Source organism: Acinetobacter sp. UBA3461 (assembly GCF_002381195.1).
Classification (GTDB): domain Bacteria; phylum Pseudomonadota; class Gammaproteobacteria; order Pseudomonadales; family Moraxellaceae; genus Acinetobacter; species Acinetobacter schindleri.
Genome location: NZ_DFRO01000027.1, coordinates 162,864 through 181,500, shown reverse-complemented (window position 1 = coordinate 181,500; position 18,637 = coordinate 162,864). Strand labels below are relative to the sequence as shown.

The following is an 18,637-nucleotide window of genomic DNA, read 5'->3' as shown; positions in this document are numbered from 1 at the left end:
TCTGCAACGTTGTTCTAAAATCAGACCCTCAAAACTTTGTTTAGATTTTAGTCAGCTCGTTGCGATGTTTAGAGATTAGATGCAATAAAAAAATTAATCCAATATTCTGCAAGAATTATCACTATTTATTTAAAAAATATGTAGATGAAAGTCTAATCATATATTGATCATTTTTATATAAATTATTGTAATTAATAGTTTATTTCTGAATTTTTAAAATAGATTTTTGTCTAAAATTTCAGCTTATTGAATATAAAATATTCATTAGACTTAAGTCTTGACTTGCTTGATGACCTAATTTTTTTGGTCTTTTTTGCCAGTCTTCCTTTATATTTCCGGCAAACTGAATTAATGCAAAACTATATATTTCACATAATTTATATACTATTAATCATTGACTCATTTCTTGTCTTGAAATCATTTTCACTTACCCTGATTTAACTAAAAACAGGTATCCAGTTTGATCCGGTAATTGACCAAATTGACAGAAAAAACCCAGACTTGATTAATAGATTCCTCTTGCTTGAAAATGAATAAAAACTGCTATAAATTCGGTGGCTTTTTTTTCATCGGTCACGTACACAAGCCGCAGTACTTATGGCATAATCACTATAATTTCATGATTTTATTTTCGGTATTTTTTTTATGAATCTGGAGCGGGTCGATCTCAATCTATTAATTTATCTTGATGTACTTCTTCGCGAAAAAAATGTCACACGTGCAGCTGAGCAACTCGGCGTGACTCAGCCTGCCATGAGTAACATTTTGCGTCGTCTGCGCAATTTATTTAATGATCCCCTCCTGATCCGTTCTTCTGAAGGGATGACACCGACTGAACGTGCACTCGAACTGCAGCCACGTATTCGCGATGCCCTGTCTGATCTGTCCATGATTCTGGAACCCCGTACCGAGTTCCGCCCTTATACCTCAAATCGTGTGTTCCGTATCATGACTTCAGATTATGCTGAAGCGACGCTGGTACCGCGCTTGGTCAAGGCTTTACGCTCTGAAGCACCGAATGTAGTTCTGGACTTCCTGACACCTAGTGATGTGTCTTATCGTGACATGGAACAAGGTAAGGTTGACCTGGCGATTAACCGGTTTAATGAAATTCCGCAAAGTTTCCATCAGGTACTGGTGTGGCGTGACAGCTTTTCTTGTCTGTTAAATAATAAACATCCTGCCGCTGGCAATCTGAATCTGAAAAGCTATTTAGATGCACAGCATATCTGGGTATCTAAAACCGGCATGGGCGTGGGTTTCGGGGTTAATCCTGAGAAGCAGGCCGGACTTGGCTGGATTGATCAGGCGCTGGAACGTATTGGGCAAAAACGTAAGATTTCAGTATTTACCCGTCACTATCAGATGCCGGGACTTTTGGCGTCAAATGTAGATCTGGTAGCAACGCTACCAACCCGTATTGCCCGCCTGCAAGCCAAGAACCATAATTTGCTACTTAAAGATCCCCCTTTCTATATTCCTGAATTTGAACTGAAGATGGCATGGTGTCCATTACTGCATCATCATCCGGCACATCGCTGGTTGCGTCAGCTGATTTTGTATGTAGCGCGCCAGATGATTGAAGAAGAGAATCGTGAATTTATGCAGAATAATTCGCAATTTTCACCTTATTAAAATGAATTTCGCATAAATTATTATTTTTTAAGCTTATACTGTAAGGACTTGAGATCTGTTTTTACACCTCAAGTCCTTTTTTGTGTTAAAAATATTCCAAGATAATATCAATCCACAGGTGGATTACGTGAGCCTCTTTCAAAACATCGTGATTATCTTAATACTCATCGCGGGGGCTGGTTTTTTATCACTGACTGAAATCGCACTCGCAGGTGCCCGTAAGGTCAAACTTAAAATTTTGGCCGAATCAGGCGACGTCCGTGCCCAGAAAGTGCTGGACTTACAGGAAAACTCAGCAGACTTCTTTGCTGCCTCCCAAATTGGCTTAAATGCTGTCGCCATCCTCGGCGGTATTCTGGGTGAAGGGGCTTTCCGTCCTTATATCGCCGAATTTGTCTCGCGTATATATGATGGTCCTTGGACCGAGAACATCAGCTTTGCCTTATCTTTCACTCTGGTGACTTCATTATTCATTCTGTTTGCCGACCTGATGCCAAAACGCCTGGCAATGATTGCACCGGAAAAAATTTCAGTCGCAGTTATCAACCCGATTCAAATTTTTATTAAAATCTGCAAGCCATTGGCCTGGATAATTAATGCCATTGCCAATTTGTTGTTCCGTTTATTCAAAGTCAATACGATTCGTGATGACAATATTACCTTTGCAGATATTTCTGCGGTGATGGATGCCGGTGCTCAGGCTGGCGTGTTACAAAAGCAGGAACACCACTTTATTGAAAACGTGTTTGAACTTGAAGAACGTAATGTTCCTTCCAGTATGACCACACGTGAAAATGTGGTGTTCTTTACCCTGACTGAAGCTGAAGACAGTATTCGTCAAAAACTGGCGCAATATCCTTATTCCAAATTTCTGGTCTGTAATGAAAATATCGATCAGGTGATTGGCTATGTCGATGCCAAAGACATTCTGGTCCGTATTCTCAACAACCAGAAAATCAATCAGCTAAATGAATCCACCATTCGTAATGTGTTGATGATTCCGGACACCCTGACGTTATCTGAACTTCTGGACCGCTTCCGTTCGAGCAAAGAAAAGTTTGCAGTGGTCATTAACGAATATGCACTTGTCGTGGGTGTGATTACCCTGTCTGACATCATGATTACCGTAATGGGTGACTGGGTAACACCAATGGAAGAAGATCAGCAGATCTTTAAACGTGATGCTGATTCATGGCTGATTGAAGGCAGTACGCCAATTGAAGACATGAAACACGCCTTAGGCATTGATGAAATGCCAGATGAAGAGAATTATGAAACGCTGGCTGGTTTTATGATGTACAAGCTGCGCAAGATTCCACGTCCGGCTGATATCGTGATTCATGCAGGTTATAAATTTGAAGTTGTCGATGTCGATCATTTCAAAATTGACCAGTTGCTGGTGACTCGCTTACTGGAACCCAATAAAAATAATATTGAGGAAGAATCAGGTTAATCTGATTCTTCTACAGACGTTACACTAAAAAAAAGAATATAAAAATTGAAAGGATGAATCGATGTCTATTTCTGCCCTACTTGCGTGTTTTAGTTTTTATTCTGCGCTGTATCTAATTTATTTTTTCTTTGCCAAACAGCAAAATGCGCTATTTTTATTTTTAGCGGTAGGATTACTGATTTTCGCCTGCATGATCACACCGTATAGCTATGAAAGACGTCGAAAAAGTTACGACAACACCATGTCATTTGAACCTTTTTGGGCGATTTATCCTCTAATCACATGGTGGCGCTTATTTATTTGGCCTGTACGCGGTTTATTGCGCTGGATTTATGACCATTAAAAAAAGCACCCTAAGGTGCTTTTTTATTCGAATCAGTATTTGCTGATCAATGCATCTAATACTGCTTGGTAGTGAATACGAATATCATCTTCCAGAATTTTATAGGCATTATCGAACTGCACCATAGGCCAGCCTTCTTTCCAGAAGGGGAAAATATTATGCAGGTCATGCGTCACGATTGCATCTTCACGCACAATAGCCTGCGCGATCTGTGCCAATACAAATGCAGTTTCCGCACCATCAATCGCCAGGTAATCAATACCACGCGCTTTTAAAATACGGATACGGTCTTTCTTGTAACGAATCTTTTTGATCTGAGCTTCATTCAAATGAAGCGCGATAGACACTGCTTCAACAAATTTTTCTTCAAATGACTGATGCAATTTAACCAGCGCCTGTTTATGCGCTTCCTGACGACCCGCTTTACCACCCTGACGAATAGCTTCTTTCGCTTCGGTATCTAATTCATCGTTTTTCATTGTCTGTAACAGATCCAGAATTTCGATGTCGCTTAAAGTCTCAGGAGATTGATCAGTCATGAACTGCCCTTACAAATAATATTTACAATGGGCTATTTTCGCATAATTCCCGGACAAAAAGACAAAATCCTGCTGCAAGTGAGATGATTTAATTGCGCATTGCAATTTTTCGGAAAAATTCAGCAATTTACTTTATAGTAATCTTACTCATCCATCTCCTGCTCGACTTCATACATGCAAAACCAACAAGTCAATGTGCTGCTTCAGCAACTTCAGCGGCTCTATCCGGCGGCTTTTAAGCACAATTACCTGTTTTATAGCCAGATCAAGACCAGAGGTGTACTGGATGACCGTCGTGAATTTATTCCTTGGCTACTGGCGAGCATGATTTTTGTGCCCATCAGTTTCGTACTGAAAGATATTTTTCTGAGTAATTTTACTGAGCTGAGTAACTTTCAGGCACAAGCCTATGCCATTCTGGCAATTCTTTTATTCTTGATGCTGATTGTTCCCTTAGTCATTAAACAGATTCGGCATTCTTCGCATTCACTTTATCAACTATTACGACATAGTCCTGTCAAGCTTGCTGTAATCGTCATTCTGTCTGCCCTGAATATTCAATTTTTACAAAGTCAGTTTGTGATGTGGGCGCTCCTGTTCTTTGGTGTCAGTTTTGGCTTTGTGCGTTTTTATAAGGAAAATCTGTTTCGTCAAAACAGTCAGGACAGTGAATATTATCAGCTGCATCAACTGCGTCGTGTGTGTTTCTGGGCATACAAGCAAAGCCTGAGAACCCGATTAAAACTCTACATGACTTCGGCTCAAAGTCCTGAATATGAAGTACTCAAGCGTCAGCTAAACCGCTATGCCGACCTGTATAGCCAGTTATTCAAATCTGAACACCAGTACTGTAAAAGCATTAAACATATTGATGTGGACAGTTATCTGGATGAAATGCTGTAAATCCATTAATTTATTGAAATTTAAAGCTTTGAATAACATAAGCTTCACTTTCTTTTAAATTTTAATGGCTAAATTGCCTGAAAATAAAACAAATAATAAGAAATCATCTTGCCAAGCTCTCGCTGCTCATCTATGATGGCGCGCATGCCCGAGTGGTGAAATCGGTAGACACAGGGGATTTAAAATCCCCCGCCCACAAAGCGTGCCAGTTCGAGTCTGGCCTCGGGCACCATTTTGATTCAGTTTAAAATGGTGCAAATGCAGAAACCCAGCAATGAGCTGGTTTTTTTGTGCCTGAAATTTATAAATAGAGTGTGCCTCCTCATGTCCGCACCCCGCTCTTTCGATCTAGCCAGATTACAGTTACGTCATCCTGATGCATTCTTTTGCAGACTTAGCTATAGCCGCTATAAATATTTGAATCAAACCATTGATCCGTATTTATATTTGCGTATCGGGATTTTGATGCTGATTACAGCATTTTGTGGTCTGTGCTTTTCCCTGCCTTTTTATCCAGACTTTATGGATTCAAAGAATCAGGCCATTAGTGCGGGTACGATCGTACTTATTAGTATGCTCTATCCCTATATCTGGCGTGCCCAGTTTCAGGCCAAGTACAGTTCTGTACGCTACGCAAAGCGCCTGCAATTCTGTTTGTATATTCAAACCCTGATTGTTGTTCTTTCACTGATTAATTACCAGTATTTGCATTCAGCGTTCATTGCTTTACCTTGCCTGGGTCTACTTGCCTTCAGCAGTTTTGTAGCAGTGTTAATTGAGCCCGGCTTTAGAAACTCTACCCGCAGCACCCTGCTGGTACGTTTGCAGCATATCCGCCAAATGGCTTACTGGTCTTATCAACAGTCGCAAAGTAAAGAGCCGGAACCTGTGCCACTGCAAAAGGATTTAAAAAAATATTATCTAGAATTACATCAACGCTGCATGCAGGAAGAACAGAAACTGCTGGATGAAATTCATTATAAAAATTTTAAAGAAGCATTTTTAGATCATTAAAAAAAGCCCTGTAAAAACAGGGCTTTTTTTACCATTCGCGAGTGGCGACCAATTCTTCCATTTCAACTTCGAAGTATCCCTGTTCCTGCACCACCATCATCATGGCTTCAGCAATATAATCTGCTGCGGTATCATCTAAAGAGGAATCCAGGTCTTCGAACTGCGGCTTCATTTCATTGATTTCTGCCACAGTCGCATTGGCAAACTGATAAATCTCATATTCAGATAAACCAGATTTTGTCACCTTTTTGGCAAAACGTTCGATGTGCTGCTTTACTTCAGCAACCAGAATATCGGGATAATATTCATCATCGAACATTGGGAGAAGTAAATCTGCAAACATTACAGGCACTCTAAAACTATAACTAAAAATTAAGCGTGCCCTATATACCATATTGCCGCTTAAAAGCCAAACAGCACGCCACTTGACATGCAATCTAGCCAACAATTAAACCGCAGCTTGCATTGCCTTCCAGACCTTAATCGCATCTGCTGTCGCTTTGACATCATGTACACGTACCATGCAGGCACCTTGTTGAATACTTAGCAAGTGTGCTGCTACTGACCCCACTGCGCGTTCTACGGCTTCTGCTCCACCCAGCACCTGTCCAATGAAGCGTTTACGTGATAACGCAGACAATATTGGATAACCAAGTTGAGTCAGTTTGTACAATTCGTTCAATAGTTTCAGGTTCTGTTCAGCATTTTTGGCAAATCCAAAACCGGGATCAATCATAATGTGCTCAGCTTTCACCCCGGCATCTAAAGCGTCCTGCACCCGCTGTTTTAATTCCGCAATGACATCAAGCGTGACATCTTGATACTGATCCAGATTATTCATCGTAGTAGGTTCACCACGCATATGCATAATAATTACCGGAATATCCAACTCAGCAGCAGTTAGCAAGGCATTCGGTCGTGTCAGTGCACGAACATCATTCCAGATATGTGCTCCAGCTTTCACTGCAGCCTTAATCACTTCTGGCTGGGAAGTATCAATTGAAATCACGACATTGTGCTTGGCTAGTTCTTCAACTACAGGCACCACACGGCGAATTTCTTCTTTTACTTCAACCACCGATGCACCCGGACGGGTCGACTCGCCACCCACATCAATAACTGTTGCGCCTTCTGCCATCATTTCCAATGCACGCGCTACTGCAGCATCTTGAGAATTATGTTTGCCCCCATCACTAAATGAATCCGGTGTAACATTCAGAATTCCCATCACATGCGGCTGGGACAGATCCAGTGTTAAGTGTCCAAATGTCCATACGCGTGGTAATAACGGCATCAGCTGCATGTTTTCGTCCTAAATCCAATAACTAGCGTATTGTCGTATGGATAGAGATATAAAGCAAAGCTGAAACAAACCAGAATTAAATTTCAAACTGCGGTTTATTTGAGTATTGCATAAGCTTAGATTGTAACTGTGATCTTACCTCTACCCATTCATTTCTTAAAATGCTATAGATATAGCTATCCCGCACTGTCTGACCATCTTTACGCAACATATGACATCGAATGATGCCATCCCGTTTAGCTCCTAGAGCTTCAATGGCTTTTTGACTTTTTAGATTCAGATGATCCGTACGAAAGCCTACTACCCGAGCATTAAGCTCTTCAAAGGCATAACTTAACAGGAGATATTTACAGACCCGATTCACATAGGTACGCTGATAACGCTGTGCATACCAGGTATAACCAATATCAACACGTGGAATTTCAGGCTTGATATCATGATAACTGGTGGTTCCAATCGCTCGACCCGATGTTAAATCAATCACAGCAAAAGCCATCCTTGTACCCTGAGCTTGTTGAGCTAAAGCTTGCTGTACATATTGTTTTAATTCGCTTAAGTAAGGTACAGAATTATAAAGCACTTCTCCCAAATCCCCTTCAGCACAAGCTGCTTCTAAATCTGTCAAATGCTCCCAAGTTAGTGGTTCTAAACGTAACTGATAAATACGGGATTCCAAAACAGGTATTGTCATTTTTATTCTTGCCCATTGGTTTTTTATAGCTGAATATAGCATCAAGCCAAAACAATCCAAATCATTGCCATAAAAAAACCACCCGAAGGTGGTTTTTTTATTTTCAGCTTAATTGGCTGGTAATGGCGGAGGAGTCAACGGACCATCTTTCGGTGTTACATCAATCACAGGATTGTCTGAAACATAGACCTTAGGTGGCTTAGGCTCACGACCTTCCATGATGTCACGGATTTGCTCGCGATCGATTGTTTCCCATTCCATCAACGCTTTCACCATGGCATGTGCGATATCTTTGTTATTTTCCAGAATATCACGAGCCACTTTATATTGCTCATCGATGATACGGCGTACTTCAGCATCGACCTGCTGTTGAGTCGCTTCAGAAATTGTACGGCTACCAATACTGCCCATGAATGACTGTTGCGAGTCATCTTCATAGACCATTACGCCTAACTTGTCAGACATACCGTATTTGGTCACCATCGCACGCGCAACTTTGGTTGCACGTTCAAAGTCATTTGAGGCACCAGTCGACATCTGGTTAATGAAGACTTCTTCTGCGATACGACCACCGAACAAGATCGAAATATCATTCAGCATTTTATCTTTGTAATGGCTGGTCTGGTCAAACTCAGGCAACTGCCAGGTTACACCTAATGCCCAACCACGCGGCATGATCGTTACTTTATGCACAGGGTCAGTACCTGGCAGCATTTCCGCAACAATTGCATGTCCTGCTTCATGGTAAGCCGTAGCACGACGCTCTTCTTCACGAAGTACCATCGATTTACGTTCAGGACCCATATACAGCTTGTCTTTAGCATCTTCAAAGTCATGCATGTCGACAGTATTCTTGTTACGACGTGCCGCGAATAATGCTGCTTCGTTTACAAGGTTTGCCAACTGCGCACCAGAGAAGCCTGGAGTACCACGAGCCAGGACTTTCACATCCACACCCGTTGTAGACGGCAGTTTCTTCAAGTGAACATTCAGGATTTGCTCACGGCCTTTAATGTCTGGCAAGCCAACCATTACTTGACGGTCAAAACGACCTGGACGAAGTAAGGCTTTATCCAGTACATCAGCACGGTTAGTTGCCGCGATGACGATAATACCTTCATTGCCTTCGAAACCGTCCATTTCAACCAGCATCTGGTTCAGTGTCTGTTCACGTTCATCGTGACCACCACCTGTACCTGAACCACGGTGACGACCAACAGCATCAATCTCATCGATGAAGATGATACATGGCGCATGACGCTTCGCCTGTTCGAACATGTCACGTACACGAGATGCACCAACACCCACAAACATTTCTACGAAGTCAGAACCGGAAATACTGAAGAATGGAACTTTCGCTTCACCTGCAATCGCTTTTGCAAGCAGGGTTTTACCCGTACCTGGAGGACCCACCATCAGGACGCCCTTAGGAATAGTTGCACCTAGACGTTTGAATTTTGCAGGATCTTTCAGGAAGTCAACGATTTCTACAACTTCCTGTTTTGCTTCATCACAACCCGCAACATCAGTAAAGGTGACTTTAATCTGGTCTTCAGACAACATTTTCGCCTTCGACTTACCAAAGCTCATCGGGCCGTTCTTACCGCCTGCACCGCCACCCATGTTGCGCATAAAGAACATGAATAACAAAATGATTAAGAGCACAGGGAAACTTGCAATCAGCAACTGCATCAACAAGCCTTGGCGTTGTGGTGCAGTACCTTCAACAACCACATTGTTCTTGATGAGATTTGGCATCAGTTCAGGATCCTGAACTGCAGGACGAATACTTTCAAACTCGGAACCGTTTGATTTCTCACCACGAATTCTTTCGCCATCTATTGTCACTTGCTTAATCTGGCCGTCATTCACCGCTGCAACAAACTCTGAATAGTTCATTGTTGTCGGCTGATTGCGATCACTGACGTTGCTGAAGATGAGCACCAGCACACCCAGTATCACGAGCCACAATACGGCATTCTTAAAAAGATCGCTCAAAGCTTTATTCCCATTTCCAATCTAATTTGATCATGCCCTCGCGGGTGACCTGAATTTCCAAGTTTGTTCAACTTGCAATTATTAAAAACGTACAAAATGCACAATTTTTAGCGTGTTGGCAAGTAGACTTTATTTAGAAGCCTTCTTGCGCCCCTGCCCCACCAGAAAGACTTCTTTCGAGCGAGCACGCGATGCAGCAGGTTTTACCGTTTTCAGAACATCAAAACTATTAACAACTTCCTTACGGAATTCATCAAAGCCAGTGCCCTGGAAGACTTTAACAATAAACTGACCTTTAGGACCTAAAACCTTGTTGGCAAAGTCGAGGGCCAGTTCACAGAGATAGATCTGACGCGGTTGATCTACAGCCTTATTACCTGATGTATTGGGGGCCATATCGGAAATTACAACGTCTACCGTACGTCCATCTAAAATATTTAACAATTTATCGAACACTTCCTGCTCACGAAAGTCACCTTGCAGAAAGGTCACATCTGGCAGTGCATCCATTTCCAGGATATCCGATGCGATCACCAGACCTTTAGAACCGACCAGTTTGCCAGCAATTTGCGACCAGCTTCCTGGCGCTGCGCCCAGATCGACAACCGTCATACCTGGTTTGATAATGCCGTATTTTTCTTGAATCTCAAGAAGTTTATACGCTGCACGTGCCCGATAACCTTCTTTTTGCGCTTTCTTCACATAAAAGTCATCGAGATGCTCTCTCATCCACGCACGACTACTTTTGGATAACTTCTGGTTGGTAATGCGTGTTGCCATAACTCTCTAAATAAAAAAAACTTCCAATTATTAATTGTACGTGAAAAACACATGATTTGCAGTATTGATCTGTATCTAAATCTAAGACAGTTGGTTGGATTTTTTATGTGATAGCACCGATTATTTCCGGAGAATATAAAGCGTTTGTTTTTTGCTTTTGCTATACTAAGCCGTTTTAAAAATCAGGTTATCTCTCATGGCGTCTTTATCTATTCAGGAACGTAAACGTTTACGTCAAATCGGACATGCATTAAACCCGGTGGTAATGCTTGGTGACAAAGGCCTGACTGAAAATGTGATCGAAGAACTTGAGCGTGCGCTGAACGACCACGAACTGATTAAAGTGAAAGTTGTGGCTGAAGATCGTGAAGCACGTGCTGTTCTCATTACTGAGATCGTTGAAGCAACAGGTGCTGAAATCGTACAAACCATTGGTAAAATCGCGTTGCTTTACAAAAAAGCGCCGAAACAGAACCAAAAACTGTCTAACCTTGTTCGCTTTGCGCACTTGTCTAACTAAGTTCAGGATCTATGGCTAGTTACGAACTGAATGCATTCGATCGTCGTTTTCAGGCGATCTCGCTGGTCGGCGCGATTGAACAGCAAGGCCCATCCACATTGAATGTGGGTTTTTGGCTACGCGATCCGAACCAGTATGTGCTTTGGCCAGAACTGGTCGCAGCACACCCCCGTCAGGACTTTCTCTGGGAACAGACGTGTTTTGAAATTTTTATTGGGGTAAAGGACGAAGATTTTTATCGCGAAATCAATCTCTCTCCTTCTCAGGCCTGGCAAGCCTATCAGTTTGAAGAATACCGTTATCCGGAAGAAATGCCGCCACAAGTGGCTTATGATATCGACCTGAACCAGCTCAAGCGTACCCATTATGGACTCAATGTCAGTCTGGATCTAACCGATTTTATGGCCCTGAACAAGCTAAAATGGGCTGATCTGTTCCTTGGCTTGTCTGCTGTATTGAAAACCCCTCAAGGCGATCAATACTATGCCATGCAGCACAGCAGTCCACAGGCAGACTTTCATAACAAGCGTGACTGGTTACATGTGTTCTAGGATGTAAATACTCTCCTGTAATACACAAATGATAAAAATATAAAAACGTGAGGCTCATCGGTCTCACGTTTTTTATTTTGCCTGCAGTTCAGGGTAAGTGGATTAGTGATGTAGTCTTGCATTTCTCTGTACTGTTGTCACAGCAGCGTAAAAAATCAGAATCATCGTAATCGCAATAATGGAAACTGCGGCCTGTAAAACACTGAGATAGCTAAAACTCAATGTCACCATGGCAAGATAGGCTAGACGGCTTTTCCAGGTTTCAAGATTCAGAACCATGATCAAGGCGAGTAGAAATATTGCCGCTATAAGATGATGTTGCATCATGACCCCCTATTTTTTTTTATGAGTCAGTGTTGCGTACAACACGAAAGGAGAACTTAGATGCTCCCCTTCAGCTGCTTTTTTTGTTTTGTTGCTTGTTTAACTTTTTAGATCAGTTTCTTTTTCTTCGGTTTCTCCTTTTACAACGACGGGTTTAACTTTTTTCAAAACTTCAATCGTACTGTCTTTAGAGCGTTTTAGGGTATCTGCCAGATGATCCTTATGTTTGGTCGAAATCTGGGTGACATCTTCTTTTAATTCTTTACCGAGTTTCGATAGATCATCAATGACCACATTAAATTCGGTTTTGATAAAGCTGGTCAGTTCATTCAACTCTTTTTGTGAGCCAAACAACTGCTCTTTCAGGGTATCGATGCGCTGCAGTAAATCCTGTTTAAACTGGGTCAGCTGATCAGTCACAGTATTGCTCAGTTTTTTTACTTCAGCTTCAATATTTTCTTTGCTTTCGCCAAGCGTTTCCACTGCCTGCTCTTTCGCCTCTATTGCTGCTTTTTCAAGCTGCTCGGCAGTTTCTGTGACAACGACATTCAGATTTTTTTTAGATGTTGTAGTTTTAGTTGGGGTAGCCATGTCTTTTGCCTTTAGTTATGTTTTGACGATTTCATTTTAGTAAATTCGATAAAATTTAAGACTTGATTTGTCTGACAATTATTAAATGGTTACATTTTTCAACATTGATCATGAAACAGACTTTCAAGCAAAAAGCAAGCCATTTATCTCATACTTTTGCAGCAAAGCTATTGGACTTAGCAGGTGTTACTGCGTATAATGCCGTGTTAAGTTCAAGCGAGCAGACATAGGAGGGTAGGTTTAAAAATTAACCTTCCTTTTTTTTCGTCTACTCGCTTTTTTACAGCCTAAATTTCAGGAGCTTTGGTTTGAGCACCCCAGCAATTTTAGCCCTTGCCGACGGAACTATCTTTAAAGGTACTTCGATTGGCGCATCGGGTTGTACGACTGGTGAAGTCGTTTTCAACACTGCCATGACTGGCTATCAAGAAATTTTGACTGATCCAAGTTATGCACAGCAGCTTGTAACTTTAACTTACCCACATATCGGTAATACGGGTTGCAACGAAGAAGACGCAGAATCAGGTCGTATTCATAAAGTATGGGCAAACGGTTTAATTATCCGTGACCTTCCTTTATTACACAGTAACTTCCGTGCTGAACAATCACTAGGTGAATATCTAGAACAGCACAATGTAGTGGCTATTGCTGACATCGACACGCGACGATTAACTCGAATTTTGCGTGATAAAGGTGCACAAAACGGTTGTATCCTTGCAGGCGAAAACATCACTGAAGAAGAAGCACTTGAAAAAGCACGCGCATTCGGTGGTCTGAATGGTTTAGACCTTGCAAAAGAATGCTGTGATCCTGAAGGTTTTGAATGGACTGAAGGTTCATGGACTTTAGGTAAAGGCTTCGCTCAACCAGAATTTAAATTCCATGTTGTTGCATACGATTACGGTGTCAAAACCAACATCTTACGTATGCTTGCAGATCGCGGTTGTAAATTGACCGTTGTGCCTGCGCAAACTCCTGCTGCTGACGTACTTGCACTGAATCCAGATGGCGTGTTCCTGTCGAACGGCCCTGGCGATCCAGCTGCATGTGACTACGCAATTGAAGCTGTAAAAACAATTGTAGAAGATGCCCGCAATATTCCTGTATTCGGGATTTGCCTGGGTCATCAGATTCTTGCGCTTGCAAGCGGTGCCAAGACTGTGAAAATGCCTCACGGCCATCACGGTGCCAACCATCCTGTACAAAACATTGAAACTGGTACAGTGATGATTACTTCTCAAAACCACGGCTTCGCAGTGGATGAAAGCACCTTGCCTGCGGTATTGCGTGTGACTCATCGCTCACTGTTTGATGGTACTAACCAAGGTATCCATCGCACAGACAAACCTGCATTCAGCTTCCAGGGTCACCCTGAAGCAAGCCCTGGTCCACATGACTGCGCACCATTGTTCGATCATTTCATCGAACTTATCGAAGCATCTAAGAAGTAATTAAGGAAGCATCATGGCTAAACGTACAGACATTAAAAGCATCTTAATTATCGGTGCTGGTCCTATTGTGATTGGTCAGGCGTGTGAGTTTGACTATTCAGGCGCGCAAGCGTGTAAAGCGCTTCGTGAAGAAGGCTACCGTGTTATTTTGGTGAACTCTAATCCAGCAACCATTATGACTGACCCTGCGATGGCAGACGCAACGTATATCGAACCGATTACCTGGCAGACTGTTGCAGCAATCATTGAGAAAGAACGCCCAGACGCAGTTCTTCCTACAATGGGTGGTCAAACTGCATTGAACTGTGCCCTTGCCCTTGATGAGCACGGCATTTTAGAAAAATTCAATGTTGAACTGATCGGTGCGACCAAAGAAGCGATTGAAAAAGCTGAAGACCGTAAACTGTTCGACCAGGCAATGCGTAAAATTGGTCTTGAATGTCCAAAAGCAGACATTGCCGAATCAATGGAAGAAGCTTTAGAAATTCAAGCGCGCTTCGGTTTCCCTGTGATTATCCGTCCATCATTCACCATGGGTGGTTCAGGCGGCGGTATCGCATACAACAAAGAAGAATTCATTGAAATCTGTGAACGCGGTTTCGATCTTTCTCCAACCAAACAATTATTGATCGATGAATCATTAATTGGCTGGAAAGAGTACGAAATGGAAGTTGTTCGTGACAAAAACGACAACTGTATCATTGTATGTACCATTGAAAACTTCGACCCAATGGGCGTGCACACAGGTGACTCGATCACTGTTGCGCCTGCGCAAACGCTTACAGATAAAGAATTCCAGTTACTACGTAACGCTTCTCTAGCTGTACTTCGTGAAATTGGTGTAGAAACAGGCGGTTCTAACGTTCAGTTCGGTATTAACCCGAAAGATGGCCGTATGGTTGTGATCGAGATGAACCCGCGTGTTTCTCGTTCATCTGCGCTTGCGTCTAAAGCAACTGGTTTCCCAATTGCGAAAATTGCGGCGAAACTGGCTGTAGGTTATACCCTTGATGAACTGAAAAATGACATTACTGGCGGTACAACACCTGCATCATTCGAACCTGCGATTGACTATGTAGTTACTAAGATTCCTCGTTTCAACTTCGAGAAATTCCCACAAGCTGATGCAACTTTGACAACACAGATGAAATCTGTGGGTGAAGTGATGGCCATTGGCCGTAACTTCCAGGAGTCTATGCAAAAAGCGCTTCGTGGTCTTGAAGTCGGTGCATCTGGCTTTGATGAGAAAATCGAAGCGGGTACTGAAGGTGCGCGTGAGAAAATTTTACAAGAGCTTAAAGTTCCAGGTCCTGAGCGTATCTGGTACGTGGGCGATGCATTCCGTCACGGCTTCACGCTTGATGAAGTCTTTGCTGCGACCAACATCGACCGTTGGTTCTTGATCCAAATCGAAGACATCATCAAAACTGAAAACCAGATCAAAACTTTAGGTTTTGGTGATTTGAATGCGGATAACATCCGTGCATTCAAACGTAAAGGTTTATCAGATCTTCGCATTGCGAACTTGATGGGTATTTCACAAAAACAATTCCGTAAACACCGTTGGAACCTGGGCGTAACGCCAGTTTACAAACGTGTCGATACATGTGCTGCAGAATTCGAATCTGATACAGCTTACATGTACTCAACTTACGATGAAGAATGTGAAGCAAATCCATCGACTCGTGACAAGATCATGGTGATTGGTGGCGGTCCTAACCGTATCGGTCAAGGTATCGAATTCGATTACTGCTGTGTACACGCGGCGCTTGCAATGCGTGAAGACGGTTACGAAACGATCATGGTGAACTGTAACCCAGAAACAGTTTCTACGGATTACGACACATCTGACCGTTTGTACTTCGAACCAATTACACTTGAAGATGTGCTTGAAATCGTACGTATCGAGAAGCCGAAAGGTATTATCGTTCAGTACGGTGGTCAAACACCTTTGAAACTGGCTCGTGCTTTAGAAGAAGCAGGTGCGCCAATTATCGGTACATCTCCTGATGCGATTGACCGTGCAGAAGACCGTGAACGTTTCCAACAAATGATTCAACGTCTACAACTTCGTCAACCAAACAACAGCATCGTAAAATCTGCTGAAGAAGGTATGGCTGAGGCATCTAAAGTAGGCTACCCACTTGTGGTACGCCCTTCTTACGTCCTTGGTGGCCGTGCGATGGAAATCGTGTATAACGATGAAGAACTCAAACGCTACTTACGTGATGCGGTTCAAGCATCAAACGAAGCGCCTGTTCTGCTTGACCGTTTCCTGGATGATGCCATCGAAGTTGACGTAGACTGCGTATCTGACGGTAAAGACGTTGTGATTGGCGGCATCATGCAGCATATTGAACAAGCAGGTATTCACTCTGGTGACTCAGCATGTTCGATTCCTCCTTACTCTCTTTCTAAAGAGATTCAGGACGAAATGCGTCGTCAGACAATTGCAATGGCAAAAGAACTTGGCGTAATTGGTCTAATGAACGTTCAGTTTGCGGTCAAAGGCAAAGACGTTTACATCCTGGAAGTGAACCCACGTGCATCACGTACTGTGCCGTTCGTTTCTAAGTGTATCGGCGAATCTTTAGCGAAAGTGGCTGCACGTTGTATGGCGGGTCAATCTCTAGAATCTCAAGGATTCACTTCAGAGATTATCCCTGAACACTTCTCTGTCAAAGAAGCAGTGTTCCCATTCAACAAATTCCCTGGCGTTGACCCGATCCTTGGTCCTGAGATGAAATCTACAGGCGAAGTCATGGGCGTTGGTAAAACATTTGGTGAAGCATTCTATAAAGCTGTTTTAGGTGCGAACGAACGTCTACCTGGTCTTCCGACAGAAGGTGAAGTGAAACACGCATTCATTTCTGTACGTGACTCAGATAAACCTCGTGCAGCAGGCATTGCGAAACAATTGATTGACCTAGGCTTCAAGATTCTTGCAACTGATGGTACATTTAAAGTGATTAGCGAAGCTGGTCTTGAATGTGAACGCGTAAACAAAGTAACTGAAGGTCGTCCAAACATTGTGGACCGTATCAAAAACGGCGAAATCCACCTTGTAATCAATACGACTGAAGGTAAAAAAGCGCAGGAAGATTCATTCTCGATCCGTCGTTCCGCACTTCAAGGTAAAGTGTATAACACAACTACCTTGAATGGTGCGGATGCAGTATGCCAAGCTTTAGCAATTAAATTGCCGATGGATGTATATCGTTTGCAAGATTTAACAGTAGGTTAATTCGTTACTGAGAAGTCCCGCCACCTTCTCGGTGGCGGGCTTTTTTTCATTTATACACTTTGTATTTTACTTACATACCTAATTTTGAGGGACAACTATGCAACGTTATCCTATGACTCCTGAAGGCAAACTTGCCTTGGAAAAAGAATTACATCAGCTAAAAACTGTTGATCGCCCGCGTATTACAGCTGCAATTGCTGAAGCACGTGAACATGGAGATCTAAAGGAAAATGCAGAGTATCATGCTGCACGTGAACAACAGGGCTTCTGTGAAGGTCGTATTCAGGACATCGAAGGTAAACTTGGTGCTTGCCAGGTGATTGATGTTAAAGCACTGGAACAAAACGGTCGTGTTGTATTTGGCGTGACAGTGACCATTGAAAATCTGGACACTGAAGAACAAAAAACTTACAAAATCGTGGGTGATGACGAAGCAGACTTTAAGATTAACAAGATCTCTGTGAACTCTCCGATCGCACGTGGCCTTTTAGGTAAAAACGAAGGCGACGAAGTGAAAATCGTGACACCACAAGGTGAAGTGGAATACGAAATTTCCAAAGTTGAATATATCTAATTTTTATTTAGATATTTTTAGGCTGTAAGACCCCTCGCTTGAGGGGTTTTTTATTAATCCTGAAAATTTCTATCGATTTTATTTTAAGAAGCCAGAAGCCAATGCTTCAAATGCCTGTAAAGCCTGAGGTAAAACCTGTGCAGGATCATCGCTGGATGCCACCCACAGTGCTGCATTCATTGCTGCGCCATTTAGCAAGACCGCGGTAGCAAGCGCATCGACTGGTTTTAATCGACCCTCAGCCAATAACTGTTCTACACATTCACGTGTTGATTGCAAGCATTTATTTTGACTTGGCCAATGCGCTGGATCACCCAGCACAGCCGGCCCGTCACGCAGTACAATGCGCTGGAATTCCGGATTCAGGGCATTTTGAATATAGGTCCGCCCTTCTAGCATCAATCCTTCCCAAAGATCATCAGGCTGCTCCAGATGTTGCTGGGCAGATGAAGCCATTTCTGAATCAATCTGATCGACCACTGCCGCAAATAAGCCCTTTTTATCACCAAAATGATGATATAGCGCACCACGGGTCAGCCCTGCTTCTGCTGTGAGTTTATCCATTGAAGTCTCTGCATAGCCATATTCCCCAAATGCACGGCGTGCCACTTGAATCAGTTTTTTATGGGTCTCGGCCATTTTTAATTCACGAACAGACATTTCTATTCTCACTTCAGCATTACAAAAATTTTAATTGACATACGCAGCGTATGTCAATTATGT

19 protein-coding genes and 1 tRNA gene are annotated in these 18,637 nt (G+C 42.6%); 11 read left to right on the top strand and 9 right to left on the bottom strand.

From position 1 onward, the window contains the following. Window positions 1-645 precede the first annotated feature (645 nt). The 3 genes from B3D47_RS08300 to B3D47_RS08290 all read left to right on the top strand — a co-directional run bounded on the left by B3D47_RS08300 (window position 646) and on the right by B3D47_RS08290 (window position 3,431). Window positions 646-1,635 carry a LysR family transcriptional regulator gene (locus B3D47_RS08300; protein ID WP_004814962.1) on the top strand — a complete coding sequence of 330 codons (990 nt, stop codon included), beginning with the start codon at window positions 646-648 and terminating at the stop codon, window positions 1,633-1,635. Window positions 1,636-1,762: 127 nt separating this feature from the next. Further along, the gene (locus B3D47_RS08295) at window positions 1,763-3,088 is read left to right on the top strand and encodes a hemolysin family protein (protein WP_004892036.1); all 1,326 of its coding nucleotides are present in this window, start codon (window positions 1,763-1,765) and stop codon (window positions 3,086-3,088) included. A 61-nt stretch (window positions 3,089-3,149) separates the two neighbouring features. After that, window positions 3,150-3,431, top strand: coding sequence for a hypothetical protein (locus B3D47_RS08290; RefSeq protein ID WP_004892033.1), 282 nt, complete (start codon window positions 3,150-3,152; stop codon window positions 3,429-3,431). A gap of 32 nt (window positions 3,432-3,463) precedes the next feature. Here the strand turns inward: B3D47_RS08290 and B3D47_RS08285 are convergent, their stop codons facing one another. Continuing rightward, a complete protein-coding gene (locus B3D47_RS08285; RefSeq protein ID WP_286861284.1) occupies window positions 3,464-3,970 on the bottom strand; it encodes a hypothetical protein in 507 nt (168 codons plus the stop codon). Between the two features lie 174 nt (window positions 3,971-4,144). Here B3D47_RS08285 and B3D47_RS08280 point away from each other — a divergent pair, with 174 nt between their 5' ends. The 3 genes from B3D47_RS08280 (at window position 4,145) to B3D47_RS08270 (ending at window position 5,887) form a co-directional block, all read left to right on the top strand. Then, window positions 4,145-4,873, top strand: coding sequence for a hypothetical protein (locus tag B3D47_RS08280; protein ID WP_273798621.1), 729 nt, complete (start codon window positions 4,145-4,147; stop codon window positions 4,871-4,873). Between the two features lie 146 nt (window positions 4,874-5,019). Then, window positions 5,020-5,105, top strand: a tRNA-Leu gene (locus B3D47_RS08275). Between the two features lie 92 nt (window positions 5,106-5,197). After that, entirely contained in the window at window positions 5,198-5,887 is a 690-nt protein-coding gene (locus B3D47_RS08270; RefSeq protein WP_286861280.1) for a hypothetical protein, read from the top strand. Between the two features lie 28 nt (window positions 5,888-5,915). On the opposite strand, the gene B3D47_RS08265 is transcribed toward B3D47_RS08270, so the two are convergent. From B3D47_RS08265 to rlmE, 5 genes are all read right to left on the bottom strand, one after another. After that, the gene (locus tag B3D47_RS08265) at window positions 5,916-6,230 is read right to left on the bottom strand and encodes a DUF5713 family protein (RefSeq protein WP_004892021.1); all 315 of its coding nucleotides are present in this window, start codon (window positions 6,228-6,230) and stop codon (window positions 5,916-5,918) included. 105 nt (window positions 6,231-6,335) lie between these two features. After that, a complete protein-coding gene (gene folP, locus B3D47_RS08260; RefSeq protein WP_286861277.1) occupies window positions 6,336-7,190 on the bottom strand; it encodes a dihydropteroate synthase in 855 nt (284 codons plus the stop codon). Window positions 7,191-7,266: 76 nt separating this feature from the next. After that, on the bottom strand, window positions 7,267-7,881 hold the full coding sequence (locus tag B3D47_RS08255) for a GNAT family N-acetyltransferase (protein ID WP_286861275.1): 615 nt from the start codon (window positions 7,879-7,881) through the stop codon (window positions 7,267-7,269). A gap of 108 nt (window positions 7,882-7,989) precedes the next feature. Beyond that, complete coding sequence (ftsH, locus tag B3D47_RS08250; protein WP_004814946.1) at window positions 7,990-9,879, bottom strand: ATP-dependent zinc metalloprotease FtsH; 1,890 nt, start codon at window positions 9,877-9,879, stop codon at window positions 7,990-7,992. Window positions 9,880-10,008: 129 nt separating this feature from the next. Beyond that, the gene (rlmE, locus tag B3D47_RS08245) at window positions 10,009-10,659 is read right to left on the bottom strand and encodes a 23S rRNA (uridine(2552)-2'-O)-methyltransferase RlmE (protein ID WP_048882412.1); all 651 of its coding nucleotides are present in this window, start codon (window positions 10,657-10,659) and stop codon (window positions 10,009-10,011) included. Between the two features lie 196 nt (window positions 10,660-10,855). Here rlmE and yhbY point away from each other — a divergent pair, with 196 nt between their 5' ends. Both yhbY and B3D47_RS08235 read left to right on the top strand, forming a co-directional pair. Beyond that, window positions 10,856-11,179: a ribosome assembly RNA-binding protein YhbY gene (gene yhbY / locus B3D47_RS08240; RefSeq protein WP_004814942.1), complete on the top strand. Its 324-nt coding sequence runs from the start codon at window positions 10,856-10,858 to the stop codon at window positions 11,177-11,179. Between the two features lie 11 nt (window positions 11,180-11,190). Continuing rightward, window positions 11,191-11,730 carry a DOMON-like domain-containing protein gene (locus tag B3D47_RS08235; RefSeq protein WP_163165331.1) on the top strand — a complete coding sequence of 180 codons (540 nt, stop codon included), beginning with the start codon at window positions 11,191-11,193 and terminating at the stop codon, window positions 11,728-11,730. 102 nt (window positions 11,731-11,832) lie between these two features. Here B3D47_RS08235 and B3D47_RS08230 read toward each other — a convergent pair whose 3' ends face one another. Then, complete coding sequence (locus tag B3D47_RS08230) at window positions 11,833-12,054, bottom strand: hypothetical protein (protein ID WP_286861270.1); 222 nt, start codon at window positions 12,052-12,054, stop codon at window positions 11,833-11,835. 99 nt (window positions 12,055-12,153) lie between these two features. Beyond that, window positions 12,154-12,645 (bottom strand): hypothetical protein, encoded by a 492-nt coding sequence (locus B3D47_RS08225; RefSeq protein ID WP_163165328.1) that lies wholly within the window; start codon window positions 12,643-12,645, stop codon window positions 12,154-12,156. 308 nt (window positions 12,646-12,953) lie between these two features. Here B3D47_RS08225 and carA point away from each other — a divergent pair, with 308 nt between their 5' ends. The 3 genes from carA (at window position 12,954) to greA (ending at window position 17,914) form a co-directional block, all read left to right on the top strand. After that, window positions 12,954-14,096, top strand: a complete 1,143-nt coding sequence (gene carA, locus B3D47_RS08220; protein ID WP_004814933.1) for a glutamine-hydrolyzing carbamoyl-phosphate synthase small subunit — start codon at window positions 12,954-12,956, stop codon at window positions 14,094-14,096. A gap of 13 nt (window positions 14,097-14,109) precedes the next feature. Then, entirely contained in the window at window positions 14,110-17,340 is a 3,231-nt protein-coding gene (gene carB / locus B3D47_RS08215; protein WP_286861265.1) for a carbamoyl-phosphate synthase large subunit, read from the top strand. Window positions 17,341-17,437: 97 nt separating this feature from the next. Then, a complete protein-coding gene (gene greA / locus B3D47_RS08210) occupies window positions 17,438-17,914 on the top strand; it encodes a transcription elongation factor GreA (protein ID WP_005222895.1) in 477 nt (158 codons plus the stop codon). A 78-nt stretch (window positions 17,915-17,992) separates the two neighbouring features. Here the strand turns inward: greA and B3D47_RS08205 are convergent, their stop codons facing one another. Then, window positions 17,993-18,574 carry a TetR/AcrR family transcriptional regulator gene (locus B3D47_RS08205; protein ID WP_286861264.1) on the bottom strand — a complete coding sequence of 194 codons (582 nt, stop codon included), beginning with the start codon at window positions 18,572-18,574 and terminating at the stop codon, window positions 17,993-17,995. Between the last annotated feature and the right edge of the window lie 63 nt (window positions 18,575-18,637).

What these genes read in the sequence shown, in the direction of transcription:
- B3D47_RS08300 (WP_004814962.1), top strand. Translation starts at nt 646, where the DNA reads ATGAATCTGGAGCGGGTCGATCTCAATCTATTAATTTATCTTGATGTA.
- B3D47_RS08290 (WP_004892033.1), top strand. Translation starts at nt 3,150, where the DNA reads ATGTCTATTTCTGCCCTACTTGCGTGTTTTAGTTTTTATTCTGCGCTG.
- B3D47_RS08285 (WP_286861284.1), bottom strand. Translation starts at nt 3,970, where the DNA reads ATGACTGATCAATCTCCTGAGACTTTAAGCGACATCGAAATTCTGGAT.
- B3D47_RS08280 (WP_273798621.1), top strand. Translation starts at nt 4,145, where the DNA reads ATGCAAAACCAACAAGTCAATGTGCTGCTTCAGCAACTTCAGCGGCTC.
- B3D47_RS08270 (WP_286861280.1), top strand. Translation starts at nt 5,198, where the DNA reads ATGTCCGCACCCCGCTCTTTCGATCTAGCCAGATTACAGTTACGTCAT.
- B3D47_RS08265 (WP_004892021.1), bottom strand. Translation starts at nt 6,230, where the DNA reads ATGTTTGCAGATTTACTTCTCCCAATGTTCGATGATGAATATTATCCC.
- folP (WP_286861277.1), bottom strand. Translation starts at nt 7,190, where the DNA reads ATGCAGCTGATGCCGTTATTACCACGCGTATGGACATTTGGACACTTA.
- B3D47_RS08255 (WP_286861275.1), bottom strand. Translation starts at nt 7,881, where the DNA reads ATGACAATACCTGTTTTGGAATCCCGTATTTATCAGTTACGTTTAGAA.
- rlmE (WP_048882412.1), bottom strand. Translation starts at nt 10,659, where the DNA reads ATGGCAACACGCATTACCAACCAGAAGTTATCCAAAAGTAGTCGTGCG.
- yhbY (WP_004814942.1), top strand. Translation starts at nt 10,856, where the DNA reads ATGGCGTCTTTATCTATTCAGGAACGTAAACGTTTACGTCAAATCGGA.
- B3D47_RS08235 (WP_163165331.1), top strand. Translation starts at nt 11,191, where the DNA reads ATGGCTAGTTACGAACTGAATGCATTCGATCGTCGTTTTCAGGCGATC.
- B3D47_RS08230 (WP_286861270.1), bottom strand. Translation starts at nt 12,054, where the DNA reads ATGCAACATCATCTTATAGCGGCAATATTTCTACTCGCCTTGATCATG.
- B3D47_RS08225 (WP_163165328.1), bottom strand. Translation starts at nt 12,645, where the DNA reads ATGGCTACCCCAACTAAAACTACAACATCTAAAAAAAATCTGAATGTC.
- carB (WP_286861265.1), top strand. Translation starts at nt 14,110, where the DNA reads ATGGCTAAACGTACAGACATTAAAAGCATCTTAATTATCGGTGCTGGT.
- greA (WP_005222895.1), top strand. Translation starts at nt 17,438, where the DNA reads ATGCAACGTTATCCTATGACTCCTGAAGGCAAACTTGCCTTGGAAAAA.
- B3D47_RS08205 (WP_286861264.1), bottom strand. Translation starts at nt 18,574, where the DNA reads ATGTCTGTTCGTGAATTAAAAATGGCCGAGACCCATAAAAAACTGATT.